General features: G+C 73.0%; 13 protein-coding genes. All 13 read left to right on the forward strand.

Features of this window, described 5'->3' with window-relative positions; all coding sequences use genetic code 11:
• The 13 genes from AC3RX0_RS11580 (at nucleotide 1) to AC3RX0_RS11640 (ending at nucleotide 25,798) form a co-directional block, all read left to right on the forward strand.
• Entirely contained in the window at nucleotides 1-960 is a 960-nt protein-coding gene (locus AC3RX0_RS11580; RefSeq protein WP_491506131.1) for an ABC transporter ATP-binding protein, read from the forward strand.
• Nucleotides 957-1,649, forward strand: a complete 693-nt coding sequence (locus AC3RX0_RS11585) for an ABC transporter ATP-binding protein (protein ID WP_491506132.1) — start codon at nucleotides 957-959, stop codon at nucleotides 1,647-1,649. The genes AC3RX0_RS11580 and AC3RX0_RS11585 overlap by 4 nt, the downstream gene beginning before the upstream one ends.
• Nucleotides 1,650-1,719: 70 nt before the next feature.
• Entirely contained in the window at nucleotides 1,720-2,628 is a 909-nt protein-coding gene (locus AC3RX0_RS11590; protein ID WP_491506133.1) for an alpha/beta fold hydrolase, read from the forward strand.
• Between the two features lie 194 nt (nucleotides 2,629-2,822).
• Nucleotides 2,823-8,909 carry an Ig-like domain-containing protein gene (locus tag AC3RX0_RS11595; RefSeq protein WP_491506134.1) on the forward strand — a complete coding sequence of 2,029 codons (6,087 nt, stop codon included), beginning with the start codon at nucleotides 2,823-2,825 and terminating at the stop codon, nucleotides 8,907-8,909.
• A 118-nt stretch (nucleotides 8,910-9,027) separates the two neighbouring features.
• Nucleotides 9,028-15,105: an Ig-like domain-containing protein gene (locus AC3RX0_RS11600; protein WP_491506135.1), complete on the forward strand. Its 6,078-nt coding sequence runs from the start codon at nucleotides 9,028-9,030 to the stop codon at nucleotides 15,103-15,105.
• A 38-nt stretch (nucleotides 15,106-15,143) separates the two neighbouring features.
• Nucleotides 15,144-16,115 carry an AAA family ATPase gene (locus AC3RX0_RS11605; protein ID WP_491506345.1) on the forward strand — a complete coding sequence of 324 codons (972 nt, stop codon included), beginning with the start codon at nucleotides 15,144-15,146 and terminating at the stop codon, nucleotides 16,113-16,115.
• Complete coding sequence (locus tag AC3RX0_RS11610) at nucleotides 16,115-17,368, forward strand: DUF58 domain-containing protein (protein ID WP_491506136.1); 1,254 nt, start codon at nucleotides 16,115-16,117, stop codon at nucleotides 17,366-17,368. The genes AC3RX0_RS11605 and AC3RX0_RS11610 overlap by 1 nt, the downstream gene beginning before the upstream one ends.
• On the forward strand, nucleotides 17,365-19,782 hold the full coding sequence (locus AC3RX0_RS11615) for a transglutaminase-like domain-containing protein (RefSeq protein ID WP_491506137.1): 2,418 nt from the start codon (nucleotides 17,365-17,367) through the stop codon (nucleotides 19,780-19,782). The genes AC3RX0_RS11610 and AC3RX0_RS11615 overlap by 4 nt, the downstream gene beginning before the upstream one ends.
• Nucleotides 19,779-21,200: an RDD family protein gene (locus tag AC3RX0_RS11620; protein WP_491506138.1), complete on the forward strand. Its 1,422-nt coding sequence runs from the start codon at nucleotides 19,779-19,781 to the stop codon at nucleotides 21,198-21,200. The genes AC3RX0_RS11615 and AC3RX0_RS11620 overlap by 4 nt, the downstream gene beginning before the upstream one ends.
• Complete coding sequence (locus AC3RX0_RS11625) at nucleotides 21,197-22,063, forward strand: PP2C family protein-serine/threonine phosphatase (protein WP_491506139.1); 867 nt, start codon at nucleotides 21,197-21,199, stop codon at nucleotides 22,061-22,063. Before AC3RX0_RS11620 ends, AC3RX0_RS11625 begins: the two co-directional genes overlap by 4 nt.
• Nucleotides 22,063-23,370 (forward strand): FHA domain-containing protein, encoded by a 1,308-nt coding sequence (locus AC3RX0_RS11630; RefSeq protein ID WP_491506140.1) that lies wholly within the window; start codon nucleotides 22,063-22,065, stop codon nucleotides 23,368-23,370. Before AC3RX0_RS11625 ends, AC3RX0_RS11630 begins: the two co-directional genes overlap by 1 nt.
• Entirely contained in the window at nucleotides 23,367-25,049 is a 1,683-nt protein-coding gene (locus AC3RX0_RS11635) for a serine/threonine-protein kinase (RefSeq protein WP_491506141.1), read from the forward strand. The genes AC3RX0_RS11630 and AC3RX0_RS11635 overlap by 4 nt, the downstream gene beginning before the upstream one ends.
• Nucleotides 25,046-25,798: a hypothetical protein gene (locus AC3RX0_RS11640; RefSeq protein ID WP_491506142.1), complete on the forward strand. Its 753-nt coding sequence runs from the start codon at nucleotides 25,046-25,048 to the stop codon at nucleotides 25,796-25,798. Before AC3RX0_RS11635 ends, AC3RX0_RS11640 begins: the two co-directional genes overlap by 4 nt.
• The last annotated feature ends 11 nt before the right edge of the window (nucleotides 25,799-25,809 follow it).

The following is a 25,809-nucleotide window of genomic DNA, read 5'->3' on the forward strand; positions in this document are numbered from 1 at the left end:
ATGAGCGACATCGTCAGCACGATGCCCGACATCGTCAGCACGATGCCCGACATCGTCTGCGAAGGGCTCGTGCGCATCTTCACGGCGCAGGGCGTCGAGGTGCAGGCGCTGCAGGGGCTCGACCTGACCGTGCAGCCGGGCGAGATGGTCGCGCTCGTGGGGGCTTCGGGGTCGGGCAAGTCAACGCTGCTGGGCATCCTGTCGGGGTCCGACACCCCCAGTGCCGGCCGCGCCCGCGTCTCAGGACACGACCTGGTGGCGATGCGCGGGCGCGAGCGGCTGGACTACCGCCGGCGCACCGTCGGGTTCGTGTGGCAGCAATCCGGCCGCAACCTGCTGCCGTACCTGACCGCGCGCGAGAACATCGCGATGGTGCACGCCGTGGCCGGCGTCGTCGACAAGCGCCGGCGGGCCGCGCAGGCCGAGGAGCTGCTCGAGCAACTGGGCGTCGCCGAGGTCGCCGACCAGCGCCCGGCCCAGCTGTCGGGCGGACAGAAGCAGCGGGTCGCGATCGCTGTGGCCCTCGCGAACGAGCCGCGCGTGCTGCTGGCCGACGAGCCGACCGGCGAGCTCGACGAGCTGACCAGCGCCGAGGTGCTCGCCGCGATGGAGGCGGCGAACCGCGACCGCGGCGTGACGACGCTGATCGTGACGCACGACGTCGCCGTGGCCGAGCACGTCGACCGGACCGTGCGCATCCGCGATGGCCGCACCGCGACCGAGACCCTGCGCACGACCCACACCGACGCCGAGGGCCGCAGCGTCCGCACCGCCGCCGAGTACGCCGTGCTCGACCGGGCCGGGCGCATGCAGCTGCCCGCCGAGTACGTCGAGGCGCTCAGCCTGCGCGAGCGCGTGCGCCTGTCGCTCGAGACCGACCGCATCGAGGTGCGGCCGGGCACGGCATCCACCCCCTCCGGCCCGGCCGAAGAGCTGCAAGACGAAGGAGAACAGGCATGACCGTGCTGCATGCGACCGGACTCACCCGCGTCTATCGCACGCCCGCGGGCGAGGTGACCGCCGTGCGCGGCGTCGACCTCGACGTCGACGCGGGCGAGCTGGTCGCGATCCGCGGCCGGTCCGGCGCCGGGAAGACGACGCTGCTGACGATGCTCGGGGGGCTGGATGCGCCGTCCTCGGGCACCGTCGAGGTCGACGGCCAGGACCTCTACGCGCGCGGCGGCCGCGCCCTGCTCGGCACGCGGGTCGCGTCGGTGTTCCAGGGGTTCGGGCTGCTGCCCGTGCTGTCGGCCGCCGAGAACGTCGAGGTGCCGCTGCGGATCCGCCGCACCGACCCGGCCGAGCGCCGCCGCCGCGTGGCCGAGGCGCTCGAGGCCGTGGGGCTGGCCGAGCACACCGCGCAGCGGCCGGCCGAGCTGTCGGGCGGGCAGCAGCAGCGGGTCGCGATCGCCCGGGCGCTCGTGGCGCAGCCGGCCGTGCTGCTGGCCGACGAGCCCACCGGGCAGCTCGACTCCGAGACCGGGGCGCAGATCATGGCGCTGATCGCCCAGCTCGTGCACGAGCGTGGCACGGCCGCGATCGTCGCGACGCACGATCCTGCGATGCTCGCCCGGGCCGACCGGGTGCTCGAGCTGCACGACGGGCGCCTGACGGCGGCGTCGCCGGCGGTCGAGCCGGCGGCCGTGTAGGTCGCGCTCGGCGCGCCGGGCGAGGGCGCGATGAGGGATGCCGCATCCCGGCCGGTGGGAGGATCGGGGCGTGACGATCGACCGTGACGCAGACCTGGATGCGCGTCTGCGCCGCGCCGCGGCGCTGGACGCCCTCGTCCGGCCGATCGACTGGAGCGTGCTGCCGCCGGGAGCCGTGCGCGACACGGTCGCGGTGCCCAGCGGTGTGCTCGCCCGGAGCACGACGGGTCCGGCGGACGGAGCGCGGGTCGTGCTGATCCCCGGCATGACCGGGTCGAAAGAGGACTTCACCCTCATGGTGCCGCTGTTGGCGGCCGCGGGGTTCCGGGTCGAGGCGTTCGACATGTCGGGGCAGTACGAGTCCGCGGCGGCCGGTCCCGAGCACCTGGTCCCGCCGGGCGACCGGTACACGTTCGAGCTGTTCTGCAACGACCTGCGCACGGTGCTCGAGTCGGGCGCCGCGCCCGCCCACGTGCTGGGGTATTCGTTCGCCGGCACGGTGGCCACCGCAGTGCTGGCCGAGCGCCCCGACCTGTTCGCGTCGCTGACGCTGCTGTCGGCGACGCCGGCCGCCGGCCAAGCGCTGCGCGCGTTCAAGGTGCTCGGACCGGTCAGTGCTCTGCCGACGCCGCGGGCGATGGGCGCCCTGTTCAGCTGGGCGCTGCGGCACAACGTGCACAGGGCCCCGCGCGAGCGGGCCGCGTTCGTGACGGCGCGTCTGGAGCTGACCCGCCGCTCCAGCGTTGGCGACGTGCTCGAGCTCATGCGGCACACGCCCGATCTCGCCGACGCGGTGCGCGCGACGGGCATTCCGACCGTCGTGGTCGCGGGGGCGCGCGACGTGTGGCCGCTCGAGGCGCACCAGGCGTATGCGGCGGCGCTCGGCGCCCGGCTGGCGGTGCTCGACGCCGGCCACAGCCCGTGCGAGACCGCGCCGCATCAGGTCGTCGAGGCGATGCTGACCGTGCTGCGACCGTGATCCGGCGGTCAGAGGTGACCACCGAACGGGGTGCTGTGGCTGCGGCCGCGGCACCTGCGCCCCCGGGCCGTGCATGGGGAATCATCCCCATCGCCGTCGTCCGCCGACTCCCATAGGGTGCAAGGGGCGGTCGCCCGCGTGTCGTTCTGCGCGCGCCCGCCCCGAGTTCCGTCCTGAAGGGGTCTTCTGCTCGCATGAGTCTGTCTGCGCGGTCGCGCGCGCGCCGTCGGGCCATCGCCGCGGCCGGTGTCGTTACGGTCGGCGCCGTGATCGTCACGACGCTCGCGGTCGTCTACCAGGGCAACCCGACCACCGAGGTGAACCTGAACGACGGCAGCGTGTGGGTCACGAAGCAGTCCGCGCTCATGGTCGGTCATTTCAACGACCAGTCCCGCGTGCTCGACGGGGGCCTGCGCACCGGGTCGGACCGGTACGACATCCTGCAGTCCGGCGACACCGTCGTCATGCACGACGACGCCGGGCACGCGGTCTCGGCGGTGGACCCCGCCACCATCGCGCTCACCGGCACAGCCGACATCCCCGCCGGCGCCCGGGTCGCGCTCGGCGGCAAGACCGTCACGATCCTCGACACCGCGAAGGGATCGCTGTGGGCGATGCCCGCGTCGGCCGTGGCCTCGTTCAATGCCGCGAGCGCGAAGCCGCAGGCGAGGCTCGGCGCGGGTGCCGCGGCCACCGTCGGCACCGACGGCACCGTGTACGCGGTGTCGCCGTCGAAGCAGACGCTCGTGACGATCGAGACCGACGCGCAAGGTGCCCCGCTGCCCGCGCAGCAGCGACAGCTGCCGGGGCTCGGCAGGGCCGCGCAGGTCACGATCACGGTGGTGGGTGAGATGCCGGTGGTGTTGGATGCCTCGTCCGGGATGCTGCTGGCGGCGTCGGGGTTGCGTGCCAAGGTCGAGGGTGCAGGTGCGGCTGTGCTGCAGCAGCCGTCGGCGGCCGACGGTGCGGTGACGGTGGCGACCGCGTCGGCGCTGGTGCGTGTGCCGTTGGACGGCTCGGCGCCCTCGTCGCAGGACGCGGGCGGGGCGGGGACGCCCGCGGCGCCGGTGCAGTTGGACGGGTGCTCCTACGGCGCGTGGGGCGGGTCGGGCCGGTTCGTGCGTGACTGCGCGGGCGGCAGCGACGACCTGGCGCGTGAGATCCCCGGCCTGCCGGCCGATGCGCAGCTCGTGTTCCGGCAGAACCGTGACGTGGTGGTGCTCAACGATGTCATCGGCGGCAGTGCCTGGATGGCGAGCGACGCCCTGGAGCAGGTGGACAACTGGGACGATCTGACCCCGCCCAAGGGCGAGAGCGCAGATAACCGGGAGCAGGTCACCGAAGAGACGGTGCAGTCCACGCTGCCCAAGCGCTCGGCGAAGAACACGCCGCCGATCGCGAACCCCGACGAGTACGGGGTGCGCCCCGGCCGCACCACGATCCTGCCGGTGCTTGAGAACGACACCGACGCGGACGGTGACGTGCTCACCGTCACGGTGCCCGGCGGTGACCCGGGTCTGGGCGCGCTGCAGTCGATCGACAACGGGTCGGGTCTGCAGCTGGCGGTGCCCGGCGGGGCCAACGGCACCGACCGCTTCACCTACAGGGTGGACGACGGGCGTGGCGGGACCGCCACCGCGCGGGTGGGCCTGTCGGTGCACCCGTGGTCGCAGAACGAGGCCCCGAAGCAGACGCGCACGACGTCGCTGACCGTCGAAGCCGGTGGGGTGCTCACGTACAACGTGCTGCCGGACTGGCGTGACCCCGACGGCGACAACCTCTTCTTGAAGGATGCGCAGGCCGCGCCCGGCGACGAGGTGCAGGTCAGCAGCGACGGCCGCATCACCTACCGCGCCCTGTCGGGCACCCTCGGCGCCAAAGAGGTCACGATCCAGGTGTCCGATGGCACCGAGGTGGCCGACGGCACGGTGCGATTGGACGTGCGGCCGCGGGGCACGACCAAGCCGGTCGCGACGGCGGATCACGTGATCGCGCAGGTGGGGCATCCCGTCACCGTCTCGCCGCTGGTCAACGACTACAGCGCCGGCTCGCAGGAGCTGCGTCTGACCCGGGTCGAGAACGTCGCCGGGGCCAAGATCGTCCCCGACTTCCAGAACAAGACGTTCGCGTTCCGCGCCGACGCCGCCGGCACCTACTACGTGCAGTACCTGATCGCCGCCGGCACCGCCACGGCCGACGGCGTGGTCCGCGTCGACGTCGTGCCGGATCGAGGCGGCGACGAGCCGCCGGTGGCCGTCCAGGACACCGCGCTGCTGCCCACCGGCGGCGACGCCCTCGTGAACGTGCTGGCCAACGACTCCGATCCCGCCGGCGGCATCCTCGTCGTCCAGTCGGTCTCGGTGCCCGAAGACGCCGGCGTCTCGGTGGCGGTGCTCGGCCATGAGACGCTGCGGGTGGTCGACCGCGGGACCCTGTCGGAACAGGTCACGATCCGGTACACGATCTCGAACGGCACTCGCAGTGCGACCGGCCAGGTCGTCGTCATCCCGGTGCCCGCGCCCTCGACGCTGCGACCGCCGTCCGCGCAGGACGACACCGCGATCGTGCGCGCCGGTGACGTCGTCACGATCCCGGTGCTCGAGAACGACACCGACCCGAACGGCGGCCGGCTGCACGTGGCGCCCGACCTGGTGCCGCCGCTGGTGGCGGCGGCCGACGGCACCGCGTTCGTGTCGCAGAACACCGTGCGCGTCAAGGCGTCGAACCGGCCGGGCACCGTGTATCTCACGTATGAGGCGGTCGACGTGACCGGGCAGAAGGATGCCGGGTACGTCACGATCCAGGTGCTGCCGGTCAGCGAGAAAACCGACCAGGCGCCGCGGCCGAAGGACCTCACCGCGCGGGTGCTGTCGGGCTCGAAGGTGCGCGTGCACGTGCCGCTGGACGGCATCGACCCCGACGGCGACTCGGTCGAGCTCGTGGGGCTGGCCTCGGCCCCGGCGAAGGGACGCGTGATCGCGACCGGCGCCGACTACTTCGACTATCAGGCCGACGCCGAGTTCGCCGGGGCCGACGCGTTCGCGTACCGGGTGCGTGATCGACTCGGCGCCGAGGCCACCGCGACCGTGCTCATCGGCATCGCGCCCTCGGCCGCCAGCAACCAGGCGCCGTACGCGATCAAAGACACCGTGGCGATGCGGCCCGGGCGCACAGTCGCCGTCCCCGTGCTGACCAACGACTCCGACCCCGACGGCGACCCGGTCGGACTGGTCGCCGGGCGTGTGACGCTGCCCGACGTGTCGGGCCTTTCGGCGAAGGTCATCGGCGACCGGGTCGAAGTCACCGCGCCCGACCAGCCGGTGGAGACGTCGCTGCAGTACACGATCCAGGACGCCCGCGGCGCCCAGGCCGTCGGAGTGCTGCAGATCTCGGTGAAGGACGACGTGCCGCTGCTGCGCCCGATCGCCCGCGACGACCGTGTGCAGCCCGCCGACGTCCAGAACGGGCGGGTCGACGTGCCGGTGCTCGTCAACGACGAAGACCCCGACGGCACCGTCTCGGCGCTGACGCTCGCCGTCGCCGGCTCCGCGGCCACGGTCGTCGGCGACCGCGTGCGCGTCGCGATCGCCGACGAGCCGCAGCTGATCGCGTACACGATCACCGACGAGGACGGGCAGACGGCGACCGCGTTCGTCTGGGTGCCCGCGAGCACCTCGCTGCCGCCCACGCTGACATCGACCACGGGCGTGACGGTCAAGAGCGGCGAGAAGATCGAGCTGCCGCTGGACACGTACGTGCGGGTGCCGCACGGCGGCGGCGCGGTGATCACCGAGGCCGGCCGCGTGTCGGCGCTGCACGGCAACGGCGACGCGCTCGTGAAAGACCAGCGCACCCTCGTCTACACCTCGGCGAAGGACTATTCCGGCCCCGACGCGATCACGTTCGAGGTGACCGACGGCACCGGTCCCGACGACCCGCACGGCAACAAGGCGACCCTCGTCCTGCCGATCACGGTGACCCCGCCCGAAAACCAGCCGCCCACGTTCACGAACGGGCAGGTGCGGGTCGCGCCGGGCGAGCCGGCATCCACTCTCGACCTGCGGGCGCTGACCGCCGACCCCGACACCGGCGACCTCGCCCGCGTCACCTATCGCCTGGTCGGCGACGCGCCGCGCGGCATCTCCGCGCGCGTGGACGGGCGGCGGCTCGAGGTGTCGGCCGACGCGTCGACGCCCAAAGGCACCGCCGCGGCGCTCACGATCGAGGCGACCGACGGCACGACCGCGCCGGTCACCGGCGCAGTCACGGTCACGGTCACGGCATCCACCCGCCCGCCGGCCACCGCGAACGACGACATCGTCCCCACCGCGCACCAGGGCGAGACCGTGCGCGTCGACGTGCTCGACAACGACTTCAACCCGTTCGCGAAAGAGGGCGAGGCGCTGAAGATCACCGGCGCAGTCACCGAGACCGGCCAGGGCTCGGTGCAGGTCGCCGGCGACCACGTGCAGGTCACGCCGGACGCCGCGTTCGTCGGTCGCATGGTGGTGCGCTACAGCGTGCAGGATGCCACGGCCGACCAGGATCGGCAGGTCGACGGACGCATCATCCTGACGGTGCAGGGCGTGCCCGGCGCCCCGGGCAGGCCCACCGTCTCGAGCGTGCAGGACCGCACGGTCGTGCTGAGCTGGACGCCGCCGGTCGACAACGGCGCCCCGATCACGGCGTACACCGTGAGCGCCGTCGGCGGCGGCTACAGCAGGACCTGCACGGCCACCACGTGCACGCTGGACGGGCTGACCAACAACGTCGAGTACAGCTTCACCGTCGTCGCCGCCAACGCGGTCGGCGACTCGCCCGCCTCGCAGCCGTCCGAGGCGGCGCGCCCCGACGCCCGGCCCGACACCCCGCAGCCGCCGACCCTGGCCTTCGGCGACCGCAGCCTGCAGGTCGAGTGGGCGACACCGGCGACCCTGGGCTCGCCGGTGCAGTCCTTCAACCTCGAGATCTCGCCGGCGCCGCCCTCGGGCATCGCGGCCAAGTCGGCGGTGACCGGCAATTCTCTGGTCTGGGACGGCCTTGAGAACGGCGTGGCGTACCAGGTGCGAGTGCAGGCCGTGAACCTCGCCCCCGAGCCGTCGAGCTGGAGCGCCTGGTCGACGACCGAGATCCCCGCCCGCGCCCCCGCCGCCCCCGGCCGGCCGACGACGTCCATGCTCGACCCCGTGGGCTCGCAGGCGCAGATGCAGGTGTCGTGGACCGCACCGGCCGACAACGGCGACGCCGTCTCGGGCTACGAGCTCGCCGTCATGCGCGGCGCTTCGACGCTGAAGACCCTGACCCCGGCGGCCGGCGCGACCTCGCAGGCCGTGGTCGTCGACACCTCGACGACCGACTACACGTACAAGATCCGGGCGTCGAACAAGGCGGGCTGGGGCGCGTGGAGTCCCGTGTCGGCCGCCCGGCGCGGGGTCGTCGCCCCCGGCGCGCCCGGCACGCCGTCGGTGAAGGAAGGCGACCGGTCGTTGGCCGTGTCATTCTCGGCGGCCGAGGGCAACGGGGCGACCAGCGGCGAGATCCGATACCAGTACTCGGTGAACAGCCGGCCGTGGGCCGGCGGCTGGACGACGACGAGCGGCACCATCACGGGCCTGACCAACGGCACCGAGTACACCGTCCGGGTGCGCGCGGTCTCGACCGTCGACGGCACCGAGTATCCCGGCGCGCCGTCGGCGTCCTCGGCGAAGAAGATCCCCTATGGCACGCCCGGCACCGCCGGCGCCACCGCATCGGCCAGCGGCACGAGCATCACCTACTCGTGGAGCCCGCCGGCGCCCAATGGACGGGCCGTCACCGGCGTCAAGGTCAAGATCGACGGCGGCAGCTGGGTGCTGCGCGCCCCGTCCGGCAGCCTGGCCGGCTCGTACGGCTACAGCCAGACGCACACGATCTATGTCAGGGCCGTCGACAGCCTGGGCAACGAAGGACCGCAGAACCAGGCGTCGGCCACCACGATGGCCAAGCCCCTGCCGCACGTGTGGGCGACGAAGGGCACGCAGCGCGACGTCGCCGGATGCTCGGCCGACAACTGCTACACCGGCATCCTGCACTGGGAGAACTGGGACGGCCCGTCGAGCCCGACCGTCTGGTGCAACGCCGACGGGCTGCAGGGTAAGAAGTGGAGTCCGAGAACGGTGAACATGTCGAGCTCGAAGGGCTCGTGGGAGTCGTCGTGCGTGTACGGCGGCGGCGCGGGCGGCCACCAGCGGTTCTGGTTCGAGATCGACGGCTACGGCAGTTCGGACCCCGTGACGTGGTAGCCGACGGCCACCGGGTGGGGAATCATCCCCATCGCCCCTCTCAGGAAATTCGCATAGTGTGCTGAAGATCGCCCCCTGATCGCATCGTTCTCCGCTCATAGACCGACACCGGGATCACATGAAGTTCTCCGCATGGCTGCGTGCCCGCCCCCGCACTCTGGCGGGAGCAGGCATCGTCACGGCGGCCGCGGTGGCGGTGGCGACCCTCGCCGTCGTGTATCAGGGCAACCCGACCACCGAGGTGAACCTGAACGACGGCAGCGTGTGGATCACGAAGCAGTCCGCGCTCATGGTCGGTCATTTCAACGACCAGTCCCGCGTGCTCGGCGGGGGTCTGCGCACCGGGTCGGACCGGTACGACATCCTGCAGTCCGGCGACACCGTGCTCATGGACGACGAATCCGGCAACGCCGTCTCGACCATCGATCCGGCCACGGTGGCACTCACCGGCTCGACGAAGGTCGCCGCGGGGTCGCACGTCGTGCTCGGCGGCAGCACCGTCGCGATCCTCGACAACCGCAGGGGCGCGCTGTGGGTGGTGCCCGCGGCCGGACTCGCGGCGTTCGCGCAGGCGCGCGCCAAGCCCTTGGCGACCCTCGGCGCGCACGCCGCCGTCACGGTCGGCACCGACGGCACCGTGTACGCGATCTCGCCGCAGAAGGGCACGCTGACCACGGTCGCCGTCGACCCGCAGGGCGAGCCCACGGCGCCGCGCACCGACCGGTTCGACGGGCTCGGCAAGGGCGCCGACGTGTCGATCACGGTGGTGGGTGAGATGCCGGTGGTGTTGGATGCCTCGTCCGGGATGCTGCTGGCGGCGTCGGGGTTGCGTGCCAAGGTCGAGGGTGCAGGTGCGGCTGTGCTGCAGCAGCCGTCGGCGGCCGACGGTGCGGTGACGGTGGCGACCGCGTCGGCGCTGGTGCGTGTGCCGTTGGACGGCTCGGCGCCCTCGTCGCAGGACGCGGGCGGGGCGGGGACGCCCGCGGCGCCGGTGCAGTTGGACGGGTGCTCCTACGGCGCGTGGGGCGGGTCGGGCCGGTTCGTGCGTGACTGCGCGGGCGGCAGCGACGACCTGGCGCGTGAGATCCCCGGCCTGCCGGCCGATGCGCAGCTCGTGTTCCGGCAGAACCGTGACGTGGTGGTGCTCAACGATGTCATCGGCGGCAGTGCCTGGATGGCGAGCGACGCCCTGGAGCAGGTGGACAACTGGGACGATCTGACCCCGCCCAAGGGCGAGAGCGCAGATAACCGGGAGCAGGTCACCGAAGAGACGGTGCAGTCCACGCTGCCCAAGCGCTCGGCGAAGAACACGCCGCCGATCGCGAACCCCGACGAGTACGGGGTGCGCCCCGGCCGCACCACGATCCTGCCGGTGCTTGAGAACGACACCGACGCGGACGGTGACGTGCTCACCGTCACGGTGCCCGGCGGTGACCCGGGTCTGGGCGCGCTGCAGTCGATCGACAACGGGTCGGGTCTGCAGCTGGCGGTGCCCGGCGGGGCCAACGGCACCGACCGCTTCACCTACAGGGTGGACGACGGGCGTGGCGGGACCGCCACCGCGCGGGTGGGCCTGTCGGTGCACCCGTGGTCGCAGAACGAGGCCCCGAAGCAGACGCGCACGACGTCGCTGACCGTCGAAGCCGGTGGGGTGCTCACGTACAACGTGCTGCCGGACTGGCGTGACCCCGACGGCGACAACCTCTTCTTGAAGGATGCGCAGGCCGCGCCCGGCGACGAGGTGCAGGTCAGCAGCGACGGCCGCATCACCTACCGCGCCCTGTCGGGCACCCTCGGCCGCAAGGACATCAAGATCACCGTCTCGGACGGGCAGAAGGCCACCCAGGGCGTCGTGCGCCTCGACGTGCGTCCCCGCGGCTCGACGGACCCGGTCGCCACCGCCGACCACGTCGTCGCGCGCGCCGGCCGATCGGTGACGATCTCGCCGCTGGTCAACGACTACAGCGCCGGCTCGCAGGAGCTGCGTCTGACCCGCGTCGAGAACGTCGCCGGGGCCAAGATCGTCCCCGACTTCCAGAACAAGACGTTCGCGTTCCGCGCCGACACCGCCGGCACCTACTACGTGCAGTACCTCATCGCCGCCGGCACCGCAACGGCCGAGGGCATCGTGCGCGTCGACGTCGAACCCGACGTGCCGACCGATCAGCCGCCGGTGGCGGTGCAGGATGTCACGACGCTGCCGGTGGGCGGCGACACCCTCGTGAACGTGCTGGCCAACGACTCCGATCCCGCCGGTGGCATCCTCGTGGTGCAATCCGTGGACGTGCCGGCCGAGTCGGGCGTGTCGGTCGCCGTGCTCGACCACGAGACGCTGCGCGTGGCCGACCAGGGCGCCCTGACCGACCAGGTCACGATCCGGTACACGATCTCCAACGGGTTCCGCAGCGCCACCGGCCAGGTCGTCGTGATCCCCGTCCCCGCGGCATCCACCATCCGGCCGCCCATGGCCGACGACGACACCGCGATCGTGCGCGCCGGCGACGTCGTCACGATCCCCGTGCTCGAGAACGACACCGACCCCAACGGCGGCAGACTGCACGTCGCCCCGGCGCTCGTGCCGCCGCTCGTGGACGCGAAGGACGGCGAGGCGTTCGTCTCGCAGGACACCGTCCGGTTCAAGGCGTCCGACAAGCCGGGCACCGCCTACGTCACCTACGAGGCGGTCGACGCCAGCGGGCAGAAGGACGCCGGGTACGTCACGATCCAGGTCACGCCCCGCGACGCGAAGACGAACCAGGCGCCGATCCCGCACGACCTGACCGGACGGGTGCTCAGCGGGTCGAAGGTGCGCGTGCACGTGCCGCTGGACGGCATCGACCCCGACGGCGACTCGGTCGAGCTCGTGGGCCTGGCCTCGGCGCCGCAGAAAGGCCGCGTCGATGTCGGCACGGACTATCTCGACTACCAGGCCATCGGCGACGACACCGGCGTCGACTCGTTCACGTACCGCGTGCGCGACCGCTTCGGCAAAGAGGCCACGGCCACCGTGCGCATCGGCATCGCGCCCGCCTCGAACACGAACCAGGCGCCGTACGCCGTCAAAGACACCGTCGTCATGCGGCCCGGCCGGCAGGTCGCCGTCCCCGTGCTCACAAACGACTCCGACCCCGACGGCGACCGGTTCGGGCTGGTGCCGGGCGGACTCACCCTCCCCGAGGAGCCGGGCTTGTCGGCGAAGGTGCAGGGCGACCGGGTGGTCGTCACCGCCCCGGGCACGCCCACCGAGACCTCGCTGCAGTACACGATCCGCGATCAGCGCGGTGCCACCGCGATCGGAGTGCTGCAGATCTCGGTGAAGAACGACGTGCCGCTGATGCGCCCCGTCGCCCGCGACGACACCGCACGCGCCGAAGACATCAAGGACGGCTTGGCCACCCTCGATCTGCTCGCGAACGACGAGGACCCCGACGGCACGACCGACGCGCTCACCGTCGCCGTCGACGACCCCGCCGCGCACGTGCAGCAAGACGGCAAGGTGCGCATCCCGGTCACCGACGCCGACCAGCTGATCACGTACACGATCACCGACCAGGACTCCCTGACCGCCTCCGCGTTCATCCGCGTGCCGTCGCTGACCTCGCTGCCGCCGACGCTCAGCTCGACCAAGGGCGTCACGGTCAAGAGCGGGCAGACAATCGAGCTGCCGCTCGGCGACTACGTGCGGGTGGCCCACGGACAGGGCGCCGTGATCACCGAGAACGACAAGGTCTCGGCCGTGCACGGCAACGGCGACGAGCTCGTCAAGGACCAGCGCACTCTGGTCTACACGTCGGCCGAGCGCTATTACGGGCCCGACGCGATCACGTTCGAGGTGACCGACGGCACCGGTCCCGACGACCCGCACGGCAACAAGGCGACCCTCGTGCTGCCGATCACCGTCACTCCGCCCGACAACGTGCCGCCCACGTTCACGAACGGGCAGATGGCCGTGGCGCCGGGTGAGGATGCCACGACCCTCGATCTGCGCGCGCTGACGAAGGACCCCGACCAGGGCGACGTCGCCGGGGCCTCGTATCGCATCGTCGGGCCGGTGCCGAACGGCTTCTCGGCGGGCATCGACGGCCAGAGCCTGAAGGTCGCAGCGGACGCCTCGACGCCCAAGGGCACCCGCGCGACGATCGGATTGCAGATCGGCGACGGCCACACCGCTGCGATCTCAGGCGAGGTGGACGTCGCGGTCACGGCATCCACTCGGCCCCTGCCCACCGCGAACGACGACGTGATCCCGCAGGCAGACCAGGGCAAGACCGTCCGCGTCGACGTGCTCGACAACGATTTCGACCCGTTCCCCGGCAAGCCGCTGAGGATCGTCTCGGCCGTCCCTGAAGCCGGGCGCGGCACCGTCGAGGTCGCCGGCGACCACCTGCAGATCACCCCCGACGCGGGCTTCGTGGGCCGGCTGACCGTGCGCTACCGCATTCAGGACGCGACCGGCGACCGCGACCGCGAGGTCGAGGGACACGTGCTGATGACCGTGCAGGGCGCGCCCGCGGCTCCCGGCACCCCGACGGTCTCGAGCGTGCAGGACCGCACCGTCGTGCTCAGCTGGTCGCCCCCGGTCGACAACGGCGCCCCGATCACGCACTACACGGTCTCGGCCGTCGGCGGCGGCTACAGCAAGACGTGCGAGGCCACGACCTGCACGCTGGACCGGCTGACCAACAACGTCAAGTACCACTTCACGGTGGTCGCGACCAACCGGGTGGGCGACTCGCCGGCGTCGCCACCGTCGGCCGAAGCACGTCCGGACGCGCGCCCCGACACGCCGCAGGCGCCCACGCTGAAATTCGGCGATCGCAGCCTGCAGGTGGCGTGGACGACACCGCCCACCCCGGGCTCGCCGGTGCAGTCCTACAACCTGCAGATCTCGCCGGCGCCGCCGTCGGGCATCGCCGAGCGCACCGGGGTCAAGGGCACCTCGATGACCTGGGACGGGCTCGAGAACGGCGTCGCCTACCGGGTGCGGGTGCAGGCCGTGAACCTCGCGCCCGAACCGTCGAGCTGGAGCACGTGGTCGACGACCGAGATCCCGGCCCGTGCGCCCGACGCACCCGGCCAGCCGACCACGTCGATGCTGCAGCCGGTCGGCTCGCAGGCGCAGATGAGGGTGTCGTGGACCGCGCCGGCCGACAACGGCGACGCCGTCTCGACGTACGAGCTGAGCGTCATCCGCGGGTCGTCCACGCTGCGTACGATCGCGGTCGCCGGCGACACGACGTCGCAGGCGGTGGTGGTGGATGCCTCGACCACCGACTACACGTTCAAGGTGCGCGCACGCAACAAGGCCGGGTGGGGCGGCTACAGCCCGGTGTCGGCGCCGCGCCGCGGCGTCGTCGAACCCGGGGCCCCCGGCACGCCGTCGGCCACGCCGGGGGACCGGAGGATCGCTGTCACGTACGCCGCCGCCGAGGGCAACGGCGCGCAGAGCTCCGAGGTCCGGTACCAGTACAGCCTCAACGGCGGCTCCTGGCAGGGCAACTGGTCGGGCACGTCGAACACCGTCACCGGGGTCAACAACGGCACGACCTACAAGGTGCGCGTGCGCGCTGTCTCGACCGTCGACGGGGCGACCTACACCGGTGCAGCCTCGGCGTCGTCGGCCGGCGTGGTGCCGTACGGCGTGCCGGGCACCCCGGGCGTCAAGGCCGGCGCGAACGGCCGGACCATCACCTTCACGTGGTCGGCCCCGTCGAACAACGGCCGGGCGATCGACCAGACCCGGTACCGCATCGACGGCGGCAGCTGGCACAGCGCGGCGAACAGCGGCTCGGTGCAGAAGTCGTACGGCTACTCCGAGACGCACCGGATCGAGGTGCAGGCGCACAACCTGGCCGGCTGGGGCGGCATCGGCTCCGACAGCGCCAAGACCGCCGCCGCGCCCAAGCCCGCCGCCACCGCCACCGCCTCGCAGGGCACGTCCGCGCAGGGCCAGCCGGGCTGCGCGACCTCGTACTGCCACTACGGCAAGCTCACCGTGAGCAACTTCCCCGCCGGCACCTACTACCTCACCTGCAATGGCACCGGCAGCTACGGCGGCACGTGGGGCGGAAAGAACTACGACGTCCCGGCCAACGGCTCGATCCAGCTCGGCTGCTACTACGGCGGCACCTCGAGCGACCGGTTCTGGATCTCGATCCAGGGCTGGGGCGACACCCCGCGCGTGCCGTGGGGCTGACCGGTGACGACATCCACAATGCAAGGAGCATGACCGACATGACAATGACACCGGAACAGGCCGCCTGGTTCCAGGGCACGTTCACGCGCCTGGTCGACAACGTCGACAAGGCGCTGATGGGCAAGCGCGACGTCGTCGCGCTCGTGCTCTCGTCGATGCTGGCCGAGGGACACGTGCTGCTCGAAGACGCCCCGGGCACCGGCAAGACGAGCCTGGCGAAGGCGCTCGCCGCGACCGTGCAGGGCACCTCGAGCCGCATCCAGTTCACGCCCGACCTGCTGCCCTCCGACGTCACCGGCGTCACGATCTACGACCAGAACACCCGCACGTTCGAGTTCCACCGCGGCCCGGTGTTCGCCTCGATCGTGCTGGCCGACGAGATCAACCGCGCTTCGCCCAAGACGCAGTCGGCGCTGCTGGAGGTCATGGAGGAGTCGCGCATCACGATCGACGGGCAGCCGCACGAGGTGGGCCGCCCGTTCCTGGTGATCGCGACGCAGAACCCCATCGAGCAGGCCGGCACCTACAAGTTGCCCGAGGCGCAGCTGGACCGCTTCCTCATCAAGACCTCGATCGGCTACCCCGAGCTCGACGTGGCCGAACGGATCCTGGCCGGCGCCGCCGACCGCAACCCGTCGGCGCACCTGGCCGCGATCATCACGACCAGCGCCGTGGCCGACATGGCCGACCTCGCCGCCACCGTGCACGTGGAGTCGGCCGTCCTGCGCTACGCCGCCGAGCTCGCGCAGGCGACCCGCGCCGACAGCGCGGCACGCCTGGGCGTCTCGGTCCGAGGGTCGCTGGCGATGATCCGCATCGCCAAGGTCTGGGCGGCCGCGCAGGGTCGCCACTACGTCATCCCCGACGACATCAAGGCGCTCGCCGCCCCGGTGTGGACGCACCGCCTCGTGCTCGACCCCGAGGCCGAGTTCTCGGGCACGACCGCCGAGACCGTGGTCGCCCGGGCGCTCGATGCCGTCGCCGCACCGCAGTCGAGGTCCGCGGCCTGATGGCGTCGCAGACCCTGAGCGCACCCGCCGCGGACGAACGGTCGCCGTGGCGGGTCGCCGCCGTGCGCGCCGTGACCGCGGCGCGCTCGGGCCTGCGCGAGACCGCCCGCGTGATCCGGCCGATCGCGTGGGCGCTCATCGTCGTGACGGCGGCGCTGTGGGTCCTCGGCGGCGTGCTGGGCTGGTGGGAGCTGACGATCGCCGCCGTGGTGCTGACCGTGATCCTCGCCGCCGGGGCGCTGCTGCTGATCGGGCGCACCACGTACGACGTGCAGCTGGACCTGACCCGCGACCGCGTCGTGGTGGGCGAGCGCGCCGTCGGAGCGGTCGTGCTCACCAACTCGGGCAGTCGCAGCATCCTCCCCTCCCGCGTGATCCTGCCGGTCGGCGCCGGCCGCGGCGTGTTCGCCGTCGAGCGGCTCGCCCCCGGCAAGAGCGTCGAGGAGCTGTTCGCGATCCCCACGAGCCGCCGTGGCGTGCTGCCGGTGGGACCGGTCAGTGTCGTGCGCGGCGACCCGCTCGGACTGTTCGAGCGCGTGCACCACCGCGACGAGCCGGTCGACCTGTTCGTCCACCCCCGCACGATCCCGTTCGAGGGGCAGACCCTGGGATTCATGCGCGACCTCGAGGGGCTGCCCGCCACCGACCTCTCGCCCGACGACGTCTCGTTCCACGCGCTGCGCGAGTACCAGCCGGGCGACGACCTGCGGCACGTGCACTGGCGCTCGACCGCCCGCACCGGCGACCTCATGGTGCGCCAGTACGAAGAGACCCGGCGCTCGCACTTCGTGATCGGCCTGTCGACGCTCGCCGGCGAGTACCGCACGCCCGACGAGTTCGAGCTCGCGGTCTCGATCGCCGGCTCCGTCGGGCTGCGGGCGCTGCGCGACTCGCGTCAGGTCGACGTCCACGTGCAGGGGCGGTCCCTGCCGGCGAGCACCGGCAAGCGGTTCCTCGACTCGCTCGCCGCCCTCGACACCACCCGCCCGCGCAAGGGGCGGCTCGAAGAGCTCGCCGGGGCGGTCGCGTCCACTGTTCCGCAGGCGGCCGTGGTGGTGCTGGTGTGCGGATCGACGGTGGATGCCGCGCGCCTGCGCGTCGCGTGCTTGCGCCTGCCGTACGGCGCCCGGGTCATGGCCGTGCGCGCCGAGCTCGGCGCCGCACCGTCGCTGCGCCGCATCGCCGAGGCGTCGGTGGTCACCGTCGGCGAGCTCGCGCAGCTGCCTCTCGCCCTGAGGAAGGTGCTGTCATGAGCGCGCAGCGGCAGAAGGGCACCGCCCGCCGCCGGATCGAACGGCGGCGGTGGATGCTGGACCTCGCGGCCGTCGCCGCCCTGCTCGTCGTGCCGATCATCGGCTTCTGGCCGACCTTCGGCGCGCCCGGCTACCTGCTGCCCGCCCTGGGCGGCCTGCTGCTGGGCCTGGCGATCGCGGCTCTCGGGGCATGGCTGCGCTGGGGCGTCCTGATCGTCGCCGCCGTCACGATCGTCGCCTATTTCGTGTTCGGCACGGCGCTGGCCGTGTGGCACAGCGGCCTGCTGGCCGTCATCCCGACCGCAGCGTCCTTGCAGGAGCTGGCCGCCGGCGTGATCACGTCGTGGAAGGCGCTGCTGACCACCGTCGCGCCCGTGTCGGTCGCCGACGGCTTCGGCCTCGTGCCGTTCCTGCTGCTGCTGGCCGGCGCCGTGCTCACCGGGAGCCTCGCCCTGCGTCTGCGCCACCCGGCCTGGGCGCTGCTGCCGGCCGGTGCCGTGCTCGTCGCCCAGATCGCGCTGGGCACTTCGACGCCAGCCGCCCCGCTGATCGAAGGCGTCGTGTTCGCGGTCGCCTCGGTGGTGTGGCTCGCCCTGCGCCAGGCCTGGGCGCCGGCGCAGGCGGCCATCTCGCTCGGTGAGACCGGGCAGGGCACGCGCGCCGCGGCGCAGCGGCGCCTGCTGACCGGCGCGGGCATCGTCGCGGTGGCCGTGCTCGCGGGCGTCGCCACGAGCGCGTTCGCCGCCCCGCCGTCGCCGCGCTACGTGCTGCGCGACGTGGTCATCCCGCCGTTCGACATCCAGCAGTACCCGAGCCCCATGCAGTCGTTCCGCAAGCTCGTGCGCGACGATCGCACCACGACGCTGTTCACGGTGCAGGCGTTGCCGAAGGACGCCCGGGTGCGCCTGGCCGTCATGGACGCCTACAGCGGCACCGTCTACAACGTATCCGACACCGGCTTCGGCTCGTCGAGCGCGTTCTCGCCGGTGCGCGCGAACATGTCCGAAGATGCGAAGGGCACGCCCGCCACGGTGCGCGTGCAGATTGATGCCTGGGACGGTGTGTGGATGCCGGAGGTCGGCGCTGTGCGGTCGGTGACCTTCGACGGGGCCCGGGCCGACGACCTGCGCCGGTCGGCGCAGTACAACGAGGCGACATCGTCGGGCATCGTCGGCGCCGACCTGCGCAAAGGCGACGGGTACGAGCTCGACACGGTGGTGCCCGCGCAGCCGACCGACAGGGCGCTGGCCAAGGCATCCATCCTCCCGGTGTCGATCCCCAAGCAGACCGGCGTGCCGCAGTCGTTCGCCGCGATCGCCGCGAAGATCACCGCCGAGGCGAAGACCCCGGTCGAGCAGGTGCGCAAGCTGCAGAAGTACTTCGCCGACGGCGGGTTCTTCAGCCACGGGCTCGAGGGCGAGGGGCACCGGTCGCTGCCCGGTCACGGGGCCGCGCGCATCACGTCGCTGCTCGAGTCCAGGCAGATGGTCGGCGACGACGAGCAGTACGCGACCGCGATGGCGCTGCTGGCCGGCCAGCTCGGCATCCCCGCCCGCGTCGTGATGGGCTTCTACCCGGCGGCCGACAAGGCGGGCTCGTCGGCGTTCGCCGCGACCGGCGACGACCTGCACGCGTGGGTCGAGGTGCCGTTCGCGGGCTTCGGCTGGGTGGCGTTCGACCCCACGCCGCCCAAGGACCACGTGCCCACCGACCAGGCGACGAAGCCCCGCTCGGTGCCCAAACCCCAGGTGCTGCAGCCGCCGCCGCCCGAGCAGCAGGCGGCCGACGAGCCGCCGACGGTGCCGGCCGACCACGGCCCGAAGGACGACAAGGACAACGGCGCCGGCATCCTGCTGACGATCCTGGCCGCGACCGGCATCGGCGCGGGCATCGTCGGCGTGCTCGCCTCGCCGTTCCTGGTGATCGGCGCGCTGAAGTCCACGCGGCGCCGGCGGCGCATGCAGGCCGAGCGCCCCGCCGACCGGATCAGCGGCGGCTGGGACGAACTGGTCGACAACGCCGTGGACTACGGCACGCCGCTGCGCGCCGGCGGTACGCGACTCGAGGACGCCACCGCCCTGGGCGCGGCCTTCGCCCAGCCGTCGGTGTCGGTGCTGGCCCGCAGTGCCGACGCATGCGTGTGGGGCCCGACCGATCCCTCGGACGACGAGATCGCCGCGTTCTGGCGCGAGGTCGACGAGACCGTCGAGGGCATGGGACGCCAGCGCGGGTTCTGGCGGCGCGTGGGCGCGCGGCTGAGCCTGCGGTCACTGCTGGCGGGCACCGCGGTCGAGAAGTGGATGCCGCGTCGCCGCGCGCCTCGCGCGGACGAGCCGACGCCGGTGCCCGGAGATGAGATGCCGGGGCAGGGCGCGATCTCGGGTGGCGGTTCTGCGGCAGGGGAGTCGGCATGACCGCCCCGGGAACGGCCGCCGCCCCGGCCACGATCGGGGCCCGCGCGCTCGCGTACCTGCTCGACGCTGCCGTCGCCGTCGGCGTGCTGGCGCTCGTCGTCGGCTTCGCCGCGATCGCCGTGTTCGGGGTCCTGCGACCGTCGGACGCGCTGGGCATGGCCGGCGCCCTCGCGCTGGTGCAGCTGGTGCTGCTGCTGGTCGGGGCCGGCTGGGGTCTCGTCTGCACCGCGATGCAGGGCGGCTCCGGCTCGATCGGCCAGCGGGCGCTCGGCCTCGCCCTGGTCGATCGCGACGACCCGTCGCGCCCGCTCGGCTTCTGGCGCGCGCTCGTGCGCAACGTCGTGTGGGCGCTCGCCGGCGTGATCGTCGTCGGGTACGCCAGCCCGCTGTTCGACGGCTCGCCGCGCCGCCAGGGCTGGCACGACCTGGCTGCCCGGGCGATCGTGATCGACCGCCGCGGCGCACCGCACCCGCCGCGTACGTCTGCGCGATCGCGCCCGCGGCGCGCCCCGGCTGCGGCGAGCCCTCTGCTGTGGGGTGCTGCGCCCGCCGCCCCGGCCGCACCGCCGGCCCCGGCCGACGGAGTGCCGGCGGTGGCGCCGCCGCCCGCCACTCCGGTCGCCGTTCCGACGGTCACGCCGATCGGCGGCGCCGGTGCGTCCGCGGGGTCCTCGGCCGCGGGCACCCGCCCCGTCCTCGCCGGCGCGTCGCCGGCCACGCACGTGATGATGGCCGTCGGCATGATCTCCGAGGTGCCCGGCATCGTGCACTCCGGCGCCGAGCCCGTCCGCACCTCGATCCCCACCGTCGACGTCGCACCGTCGGCCCCCGTCGCACCGCCCGCTCCGGCTGCCTCACCTCCGGCTGCCTCACCTCCGGCTGCATCGATCATGCCGCCGGTCGCACCGCCGGCCGGCAGCATCGCCGAGACGATGACGATGACGTCGGCCGCGGCCGCCGCGACCGGCCCGTCCGCCGCGGCTGCGGCATCCACGCCGTCACCCGGTGACGAAGACGTCGAGGTGGACTCCACGCGGCTGTCGGCCCATCCCGTCGACGCGCCCGCGGCCCCCGTGTCGGCCGCCGACGTCGTGGGCGCGACGGCTCTGCTGGTCTGGGACGACGGCACGCGCGTCGCCGTGTACGGGCGCACGCTGTTCGGCCGCAACCCCATCCGTGAAGCCGGCGCCACGTCCGTCGCGGTGCGCGACGAGACGCTGTCGCTGTCGAAGACCCATTTCGAGGTCGGCGGCGACGCGCGCGGCACGTGGGTCGTCGACCGTCACTCCACGAACGGGGTGGTGCTCGTGCGCAACGGCCGCCGCGCGACCCTCGCTCCCGACGCGCGCACCCCTGTGCGACCGGGCGACCGGCTCGAGTTCGGCGACCGCAGCCTGACGGTGGAGGCACCCGCATGACGACCGACATCGCACACGCAGCTCCCATCGCCGTCGCGTGCGGCGCAGTGACCGACACGGGCCTGCGCCGGCGGCTGAACGAGGACTCGTACATCGCGAGCGCCCCGGTCTTCCTCGTCGCCGACGGCATGGGGGGACACCAGGCCGGAGAAGTCGCCAGCGCCACCGTGATCGACGAGTTCGCCCGGCTGTCGGGCCGTGCCTCGGTCTCGGTCGACGACCTGCGGGCGACGTTCGCGCGCGCCCGCAGCCGGGTCGACGGCCTGCCGGCCGGTGGCGGGGCCAGCGCCGGCACGACGCTGACCGGCGTCGCGATCTCGGACGTGGACGGCGACGGTTACTGGCTCACGATCAACGTGGGCGATTCGCGCACGTACCGGCTGAGCCAGGGCGTGTTCGAGCAGATCAGCGTCGACCATTCCGTCGTGCAGGAGCTGATCGATCGCGGCGAGCTCGACGAGGCCCAGGCCACGCGGGACGCGCGGCGCAACGTCATCACGCGCGCGATCGGGGCGGGCAGCGACGCCGAGCCCGACTACTGGCTCATCCCCGCCGAGGTCGGCGACCGGATCCTCGTCTGCTCGGACGGACTGAGCAACGAGCTGTCGTGGGACCGCATCGACCGCATCCTGCGCGAAGAGTCGCAGCCGCAGGCGGCGGCGACCCGCCTGGTGCACGAGGCCGTGCTGCACGGCGGCCGCGACAACATCACCGTGCTCGTCGTCGACGCGCTGAGCGTGGTGGCCACCCGGGGCGTGCGCGAGGTGCCCGGCGACACGCAGCCGGCGTTCCCGGACGAGGACGACGACATGGATGCCGACACCCGCCCGCGTGCGGGAAGCCCCGCAGGAGGAGGATTCTGATGGTTGCCGTGCGCTACATCCCCGGCGACGCCTACCTCATCGCGACGCGGAACACGGTCGCGCTGATCGCCGCCGACACGCCGCCCGACCTGCTCAACGGCATCTGGAACGAGGTGCGCTCCGGCCGCGGGCTCGCCGCCGTGCTCGAGGCCCTGACCGGCGCGTTCGGCACGTCGCTGACCGCGATCCCGCCGTTCCTCGTCGCGATCGACGAGCCCGACGGCCTGCGGCTGATCGTGCGCGGCGACCTCCAGGCCGTCGTGACCGGTGCGTCCACGCCCGTCACAGTCACCGGCCGCGGGGTCACCACGTGGTCCGAGCGGGTCATCGCCGGCGCCGCCCGCACCGAGATCGGCCCGGGCGCCGATGCCGCCGGCGCGCACCCCGAGCTGCTCCTGCGCGACGGCATCGTGCGCGCCGGCGCAGCTGTGGTGCTGTGGGACGAGGATGCCGCGGCCGCGCCGGCTCCGGCTGCGAGGACGGCCGCGCCCGCCGAAGAGCGCACCGCCGTGGAGCCCGCGGCGGCGGTGGTGGTGGACGACGCCGAGGTCGACGACGACGCCGTCGACGACGAGCCGGTGGGCGTCGAGCCGGTCGACGACGAGCCGGTCGACGACGAGCCGGTCGACGACGAGCCGGTCGCCGCCGAGCAGGACGAAGCGTCGCCCGCAGACCCGGCGATGATCGACTCATCGGCGGTGATGACCGTCAGCGGGACCGACACCTGGCTGCCCGACGACGCGACCCTCGCCCCGCTGCCCGACCGGTCCGTCGGGGCCGACGACGGCGCCGCGGACGCGGCATCCACCCCCGACGCGGGCGAAGTGGCCGATACAGTGGCATCCGTGCGCGTGCGGGGAGACCACGACGGCGAGACGATCTCGCTCGCCCAGGCGCGCGCGATGCGGGGCGAGGCCCCTGTCGCCGCCCCGCTGCTCGAGCCGCTGGCCCCGCCGCGCATGCCGGCGCCCGGACGGCTGCGGCTGTCGACCGGTCAGGTGGTCGGACTGGACCGCACCGTCGTGATCGGCCGCCGGCCCCGCTCGACCCGGGTCACCGGCACCGACCTGCCGCACCTGATCGCGGTGGACAGCCCCCAGCAGGACATCTCGCGCAGCCACCTCGAGCTGCGTGTCGAGGGCGACAGCATCCTGGCCACCGATCTGCACACCACGAACGGGACCACGCTGCGCCGTCCCGGCGCCGACCCGGTGCGGTTGCACCCGGGCGAGCGCAACGTCGTGGTGCGCGGCGACATCCTCGACCTGGGCGACGGCATCCTGGTCACCGTGGAGGACATCGCGTGAGCCCTCGTCGGACGCCTGCCGCTCCTCCCGAGCTGCCCGGGTTCACGTATGTGGACCTGCTCGGGTCGGGCGGCTTCGCCGACGTGTACCTCTACGAGCAGCAGCTGCCGCGCCGCCGCGTCGCCGTCAAGGTGCTGCTGACCGATCGCATGTCGAGCGGGTCGGTGAGCGAGTTCACCGACGAGGCGAACGTCATGGCGATGCTCTCGACGCACCCGGCGATCGTCACGATCTACCAGGCGGGGGTGGCCGGCGACGGCCGGCCGTACCTGGTGATGGAGTACTGCCCGAAGCCGAACCTGCAGGTGCGCTACCGGCGCGAGCCGTTCTCGGTCGCCGAATCGCTGCGGGTCGGCGTGCAGGTGGCCGCCGCGGTCGAGACCGCGCACCGCGCCGGCGTCCTGCACCGCGACATCAAGCCGGCCAACATCCTCGTCACCGAGTACAACCGTCCCGCCCTGACCGACTTCGGCATCGCGTCGACGACCGCCGCCGCGGGCGAGTCCGCCGGGCTGTCGATCCCGTGGTCGCCCCCCGAGTCGTTCGCCGACGCGCCGCGCAGCGACTTCCGTTCGGATGTGTACGCGCTCGGAGCCACCGTCTACACGCTGCTCGCGGGCCGTTCGCCGTTCGAGCTGCGGGGCCAGCGCAACACCGCCGCCGACCTCATCGGACGCATCGAGGCCGGGCAGCTGCCGCCCCTCGGTCGCGCCGACGCCCCGCTGTCGCTGCAGCTCGCGCTCGAACGCGCCATGGCGCGCAACCCCGCCGACCGCTACCAGCGGGCTGTGGACTTCGCCCGTGCCCTGCAGAAGGTGCAGATCGAGCTGTCGCTGGCCGTCACCCCGATCGACATCCTCGACGACGGTCTGCCCGACGACATCGAAGAGGACGAGGACGACGGGCTGACCCGCGTGCGCGGCGTGGTCAGCATCGACCCGCAGACGGCGCCGGCCGCGGGGCTGACCCGGCCTTCCGACGTCACGCGCGCGGCCACGGCTCCGACCTGGCCCGAGTCGACCCGACCGCTGGCGCCGCCGGCGTTCGCGCCCGACCTGGATGCGACCGCGGTGCGTGCGGATCCCGCCGCGGCTGCGGCATCCACCTCGATCCCGCCGAGAACCGCGCCGACCGGCGCCGACCCGGCGTACGGCACAGGACACGCCGCGGCGGGGGCCGCCGACGCGTCGACGCTCGCGCACATCCGCGACGTGCCGGTCGCCGATTCCGACACGCTGACCGACACCGGGTCGCGCTCGCGCGTGGGCCTGTGGGCCGCCGTCGGGGGCGGGATCGTCGTGGTCGCGCTGGCCGTGATCGCGATCGTCGCACTTCCTGCGTTGCTGGGGGGCGACGCACCCGGGCCGAAGGCGTCGGCACCGCCGGCGTCGTCGAAGCCGAAAGACGCGCTGCCGACGACGGTGGCGCCACCCTCCGACCTGACCGGCGTCATCAAGGGGGGCAACGTCGTGTGGACCTGGAAGAACACCGACACCGCGGACGGGGACTTCTTCGTCTGGCAGGATGCGTCGCGACCCGACCGGCCCGGCAGGCTGCAGAAGGCCACCGAGCCCGCGGCCACACAGAAGGCCGACTCGTCCGGCCGGACGTGCATCAACGTGCGCACCCAGCGCACCGACGGCGGTGCGTCGGACTTCACGACGGGGTGCGTGCAATGACCACCGCGGGGGGCAAGGCGCGCACCGACCGGGTGACCGTCGAGTTCGCGGGGGAGATCTACTCCGTCGCCGCGGGCGAGGTGTTCACGGTCGGGCGCGAGGGCGATCTGGCCATCGAGGACAACCTGTTCCTGCACCGACACTTCCTGACCATCCAGTGCGCCGACGGGCTGTGGATCCTCTCCAACGTGGGCTCGCGACTGGCGGCCACGGTCACCGACTCGGGCAGTCGAGTGCAGGCGTGGCTGGCGCCGGGCGCGCGGCTGCCGCTCGTGTTCGAGACCACGACGGTGATCTTCTCGGCCGGCCCCACCACATATGAGCTCGTCGTGCACGCGGCAGAGCCCCCGTTCCGCGAGATGATGCGCTTCGACGAGAACGACGGGCAGAGCACGATCGGCGAGGTTCCGCTCACGCCCAGCCAGAAGGTGATGATCCTCGCCCTCGCCGAGCCGGTGCTGCGCCGTGAGGGAGCCGGCATGAGCGAGCTGCCAACCTCGGCCCAGGCCGCCGAACGGCTCGGCTGGACCCTCACGCGCTTCAACCGCAAGCTCGACAACGTGTGCGACAAGCTCGACCGCATCGGCGTTCCCGGCATGCGCGGCGGGGTGCGCGCGTATGCGACCAACCGGCGGGTGCGCCTGGTCGAGCACGCGATCTCGGCGCGCCTGGTCACCCGGCTCGATCTGCCGCTGCTGGACGCCGAGGCCGCCGCGGCGGCCGACGCCGTCGGCGCGGACGACGACTGACGCGCGGCGCG

The sequence above is a fragment of the Microbacterium sp. W1-4-2 genome, from assembly GCF_058349885.2.

Bases quoted from the DNA above. Each gene is read 5' to 3' on its own strand.
- AC3RX0_RS11580 (WP_491506131.1), top strand. From the start codon at position 1: ATGAGCGACATCGTCAGCACGATGCCCGACATCGTCAGCACGATGCCC.
- AC3RX0_RS11585 (WP_491506132.1), top strand. From the start codon at position 957: ATGACCGTGCTGCATGCGACCGGACTCACCCGCGTCTATCGCACGCCC.
- AC3RX0_RS11595 (WP_491506134.1), top strand. From the start codon at position 2,823: ATGAGTCTGTCTGCGCGGTCGCGCGCGCGCCGTCGGGCCATCGCCGCG.
- AC3RX0_RS11600 (WP_491506135.1), top strand. From the start codon at position 9,028: ATGAAGTTCTCCGCATGGCTGCGTGCCCGCCCCCGCACTCTGGCGGGA.
- AC3RX0_RS11605 (WP_491506345.1), top strand. From the start codon at position 15,144: ATGACAATGACACCGGAACAGGCCGCCTGGTTCCAGGGCACGTTCACG.
- AC3RX0_RS11610 (WP_491506136.1), top strand. From the start codon at position 16,115: ATGGCGTCGCAGACCCTGAGCGCACCCGCCGCGGACGAACGGTCGCCG.
- AC3RX0_RS11615 (WP_491506137.1), top strand. From the start codon at position 17,365: ATGAGCGCGCAGCGGCAGAAGGGCACCGCCCGCCGCCGGATCGAACGG.
- AC3RX0_RS11620 (WP_491506138.1), top strand. From the start codon at position 19,779: ATGACCGCCCCGGGAACGGCCGCCGCCCCGGCCACGATCGGGGCCCGC.
- AC3RX0_RS11625 (WP_491506139.1), top strand. From the start codon at position 21,197: ATGACGACCGACATCGCACACGCAGCTCCCATCGCCGTCGCGTGCGGC.
- AC3RX0_RS11630 (WP_491506140.1), top strand. From the start codon at position 22,063: ATGGTTGCCGTGCGCTACATCCCCGGCGACGCCTACCTCATCGCGACG.
- AC3RX0_RS11640 (WP_491506142.1), top strand. From the start codon at position 25,046: ATGACCACCGCGGGGGGCAAGGCGCGCACCGACCGGGTGACCGTCGAG.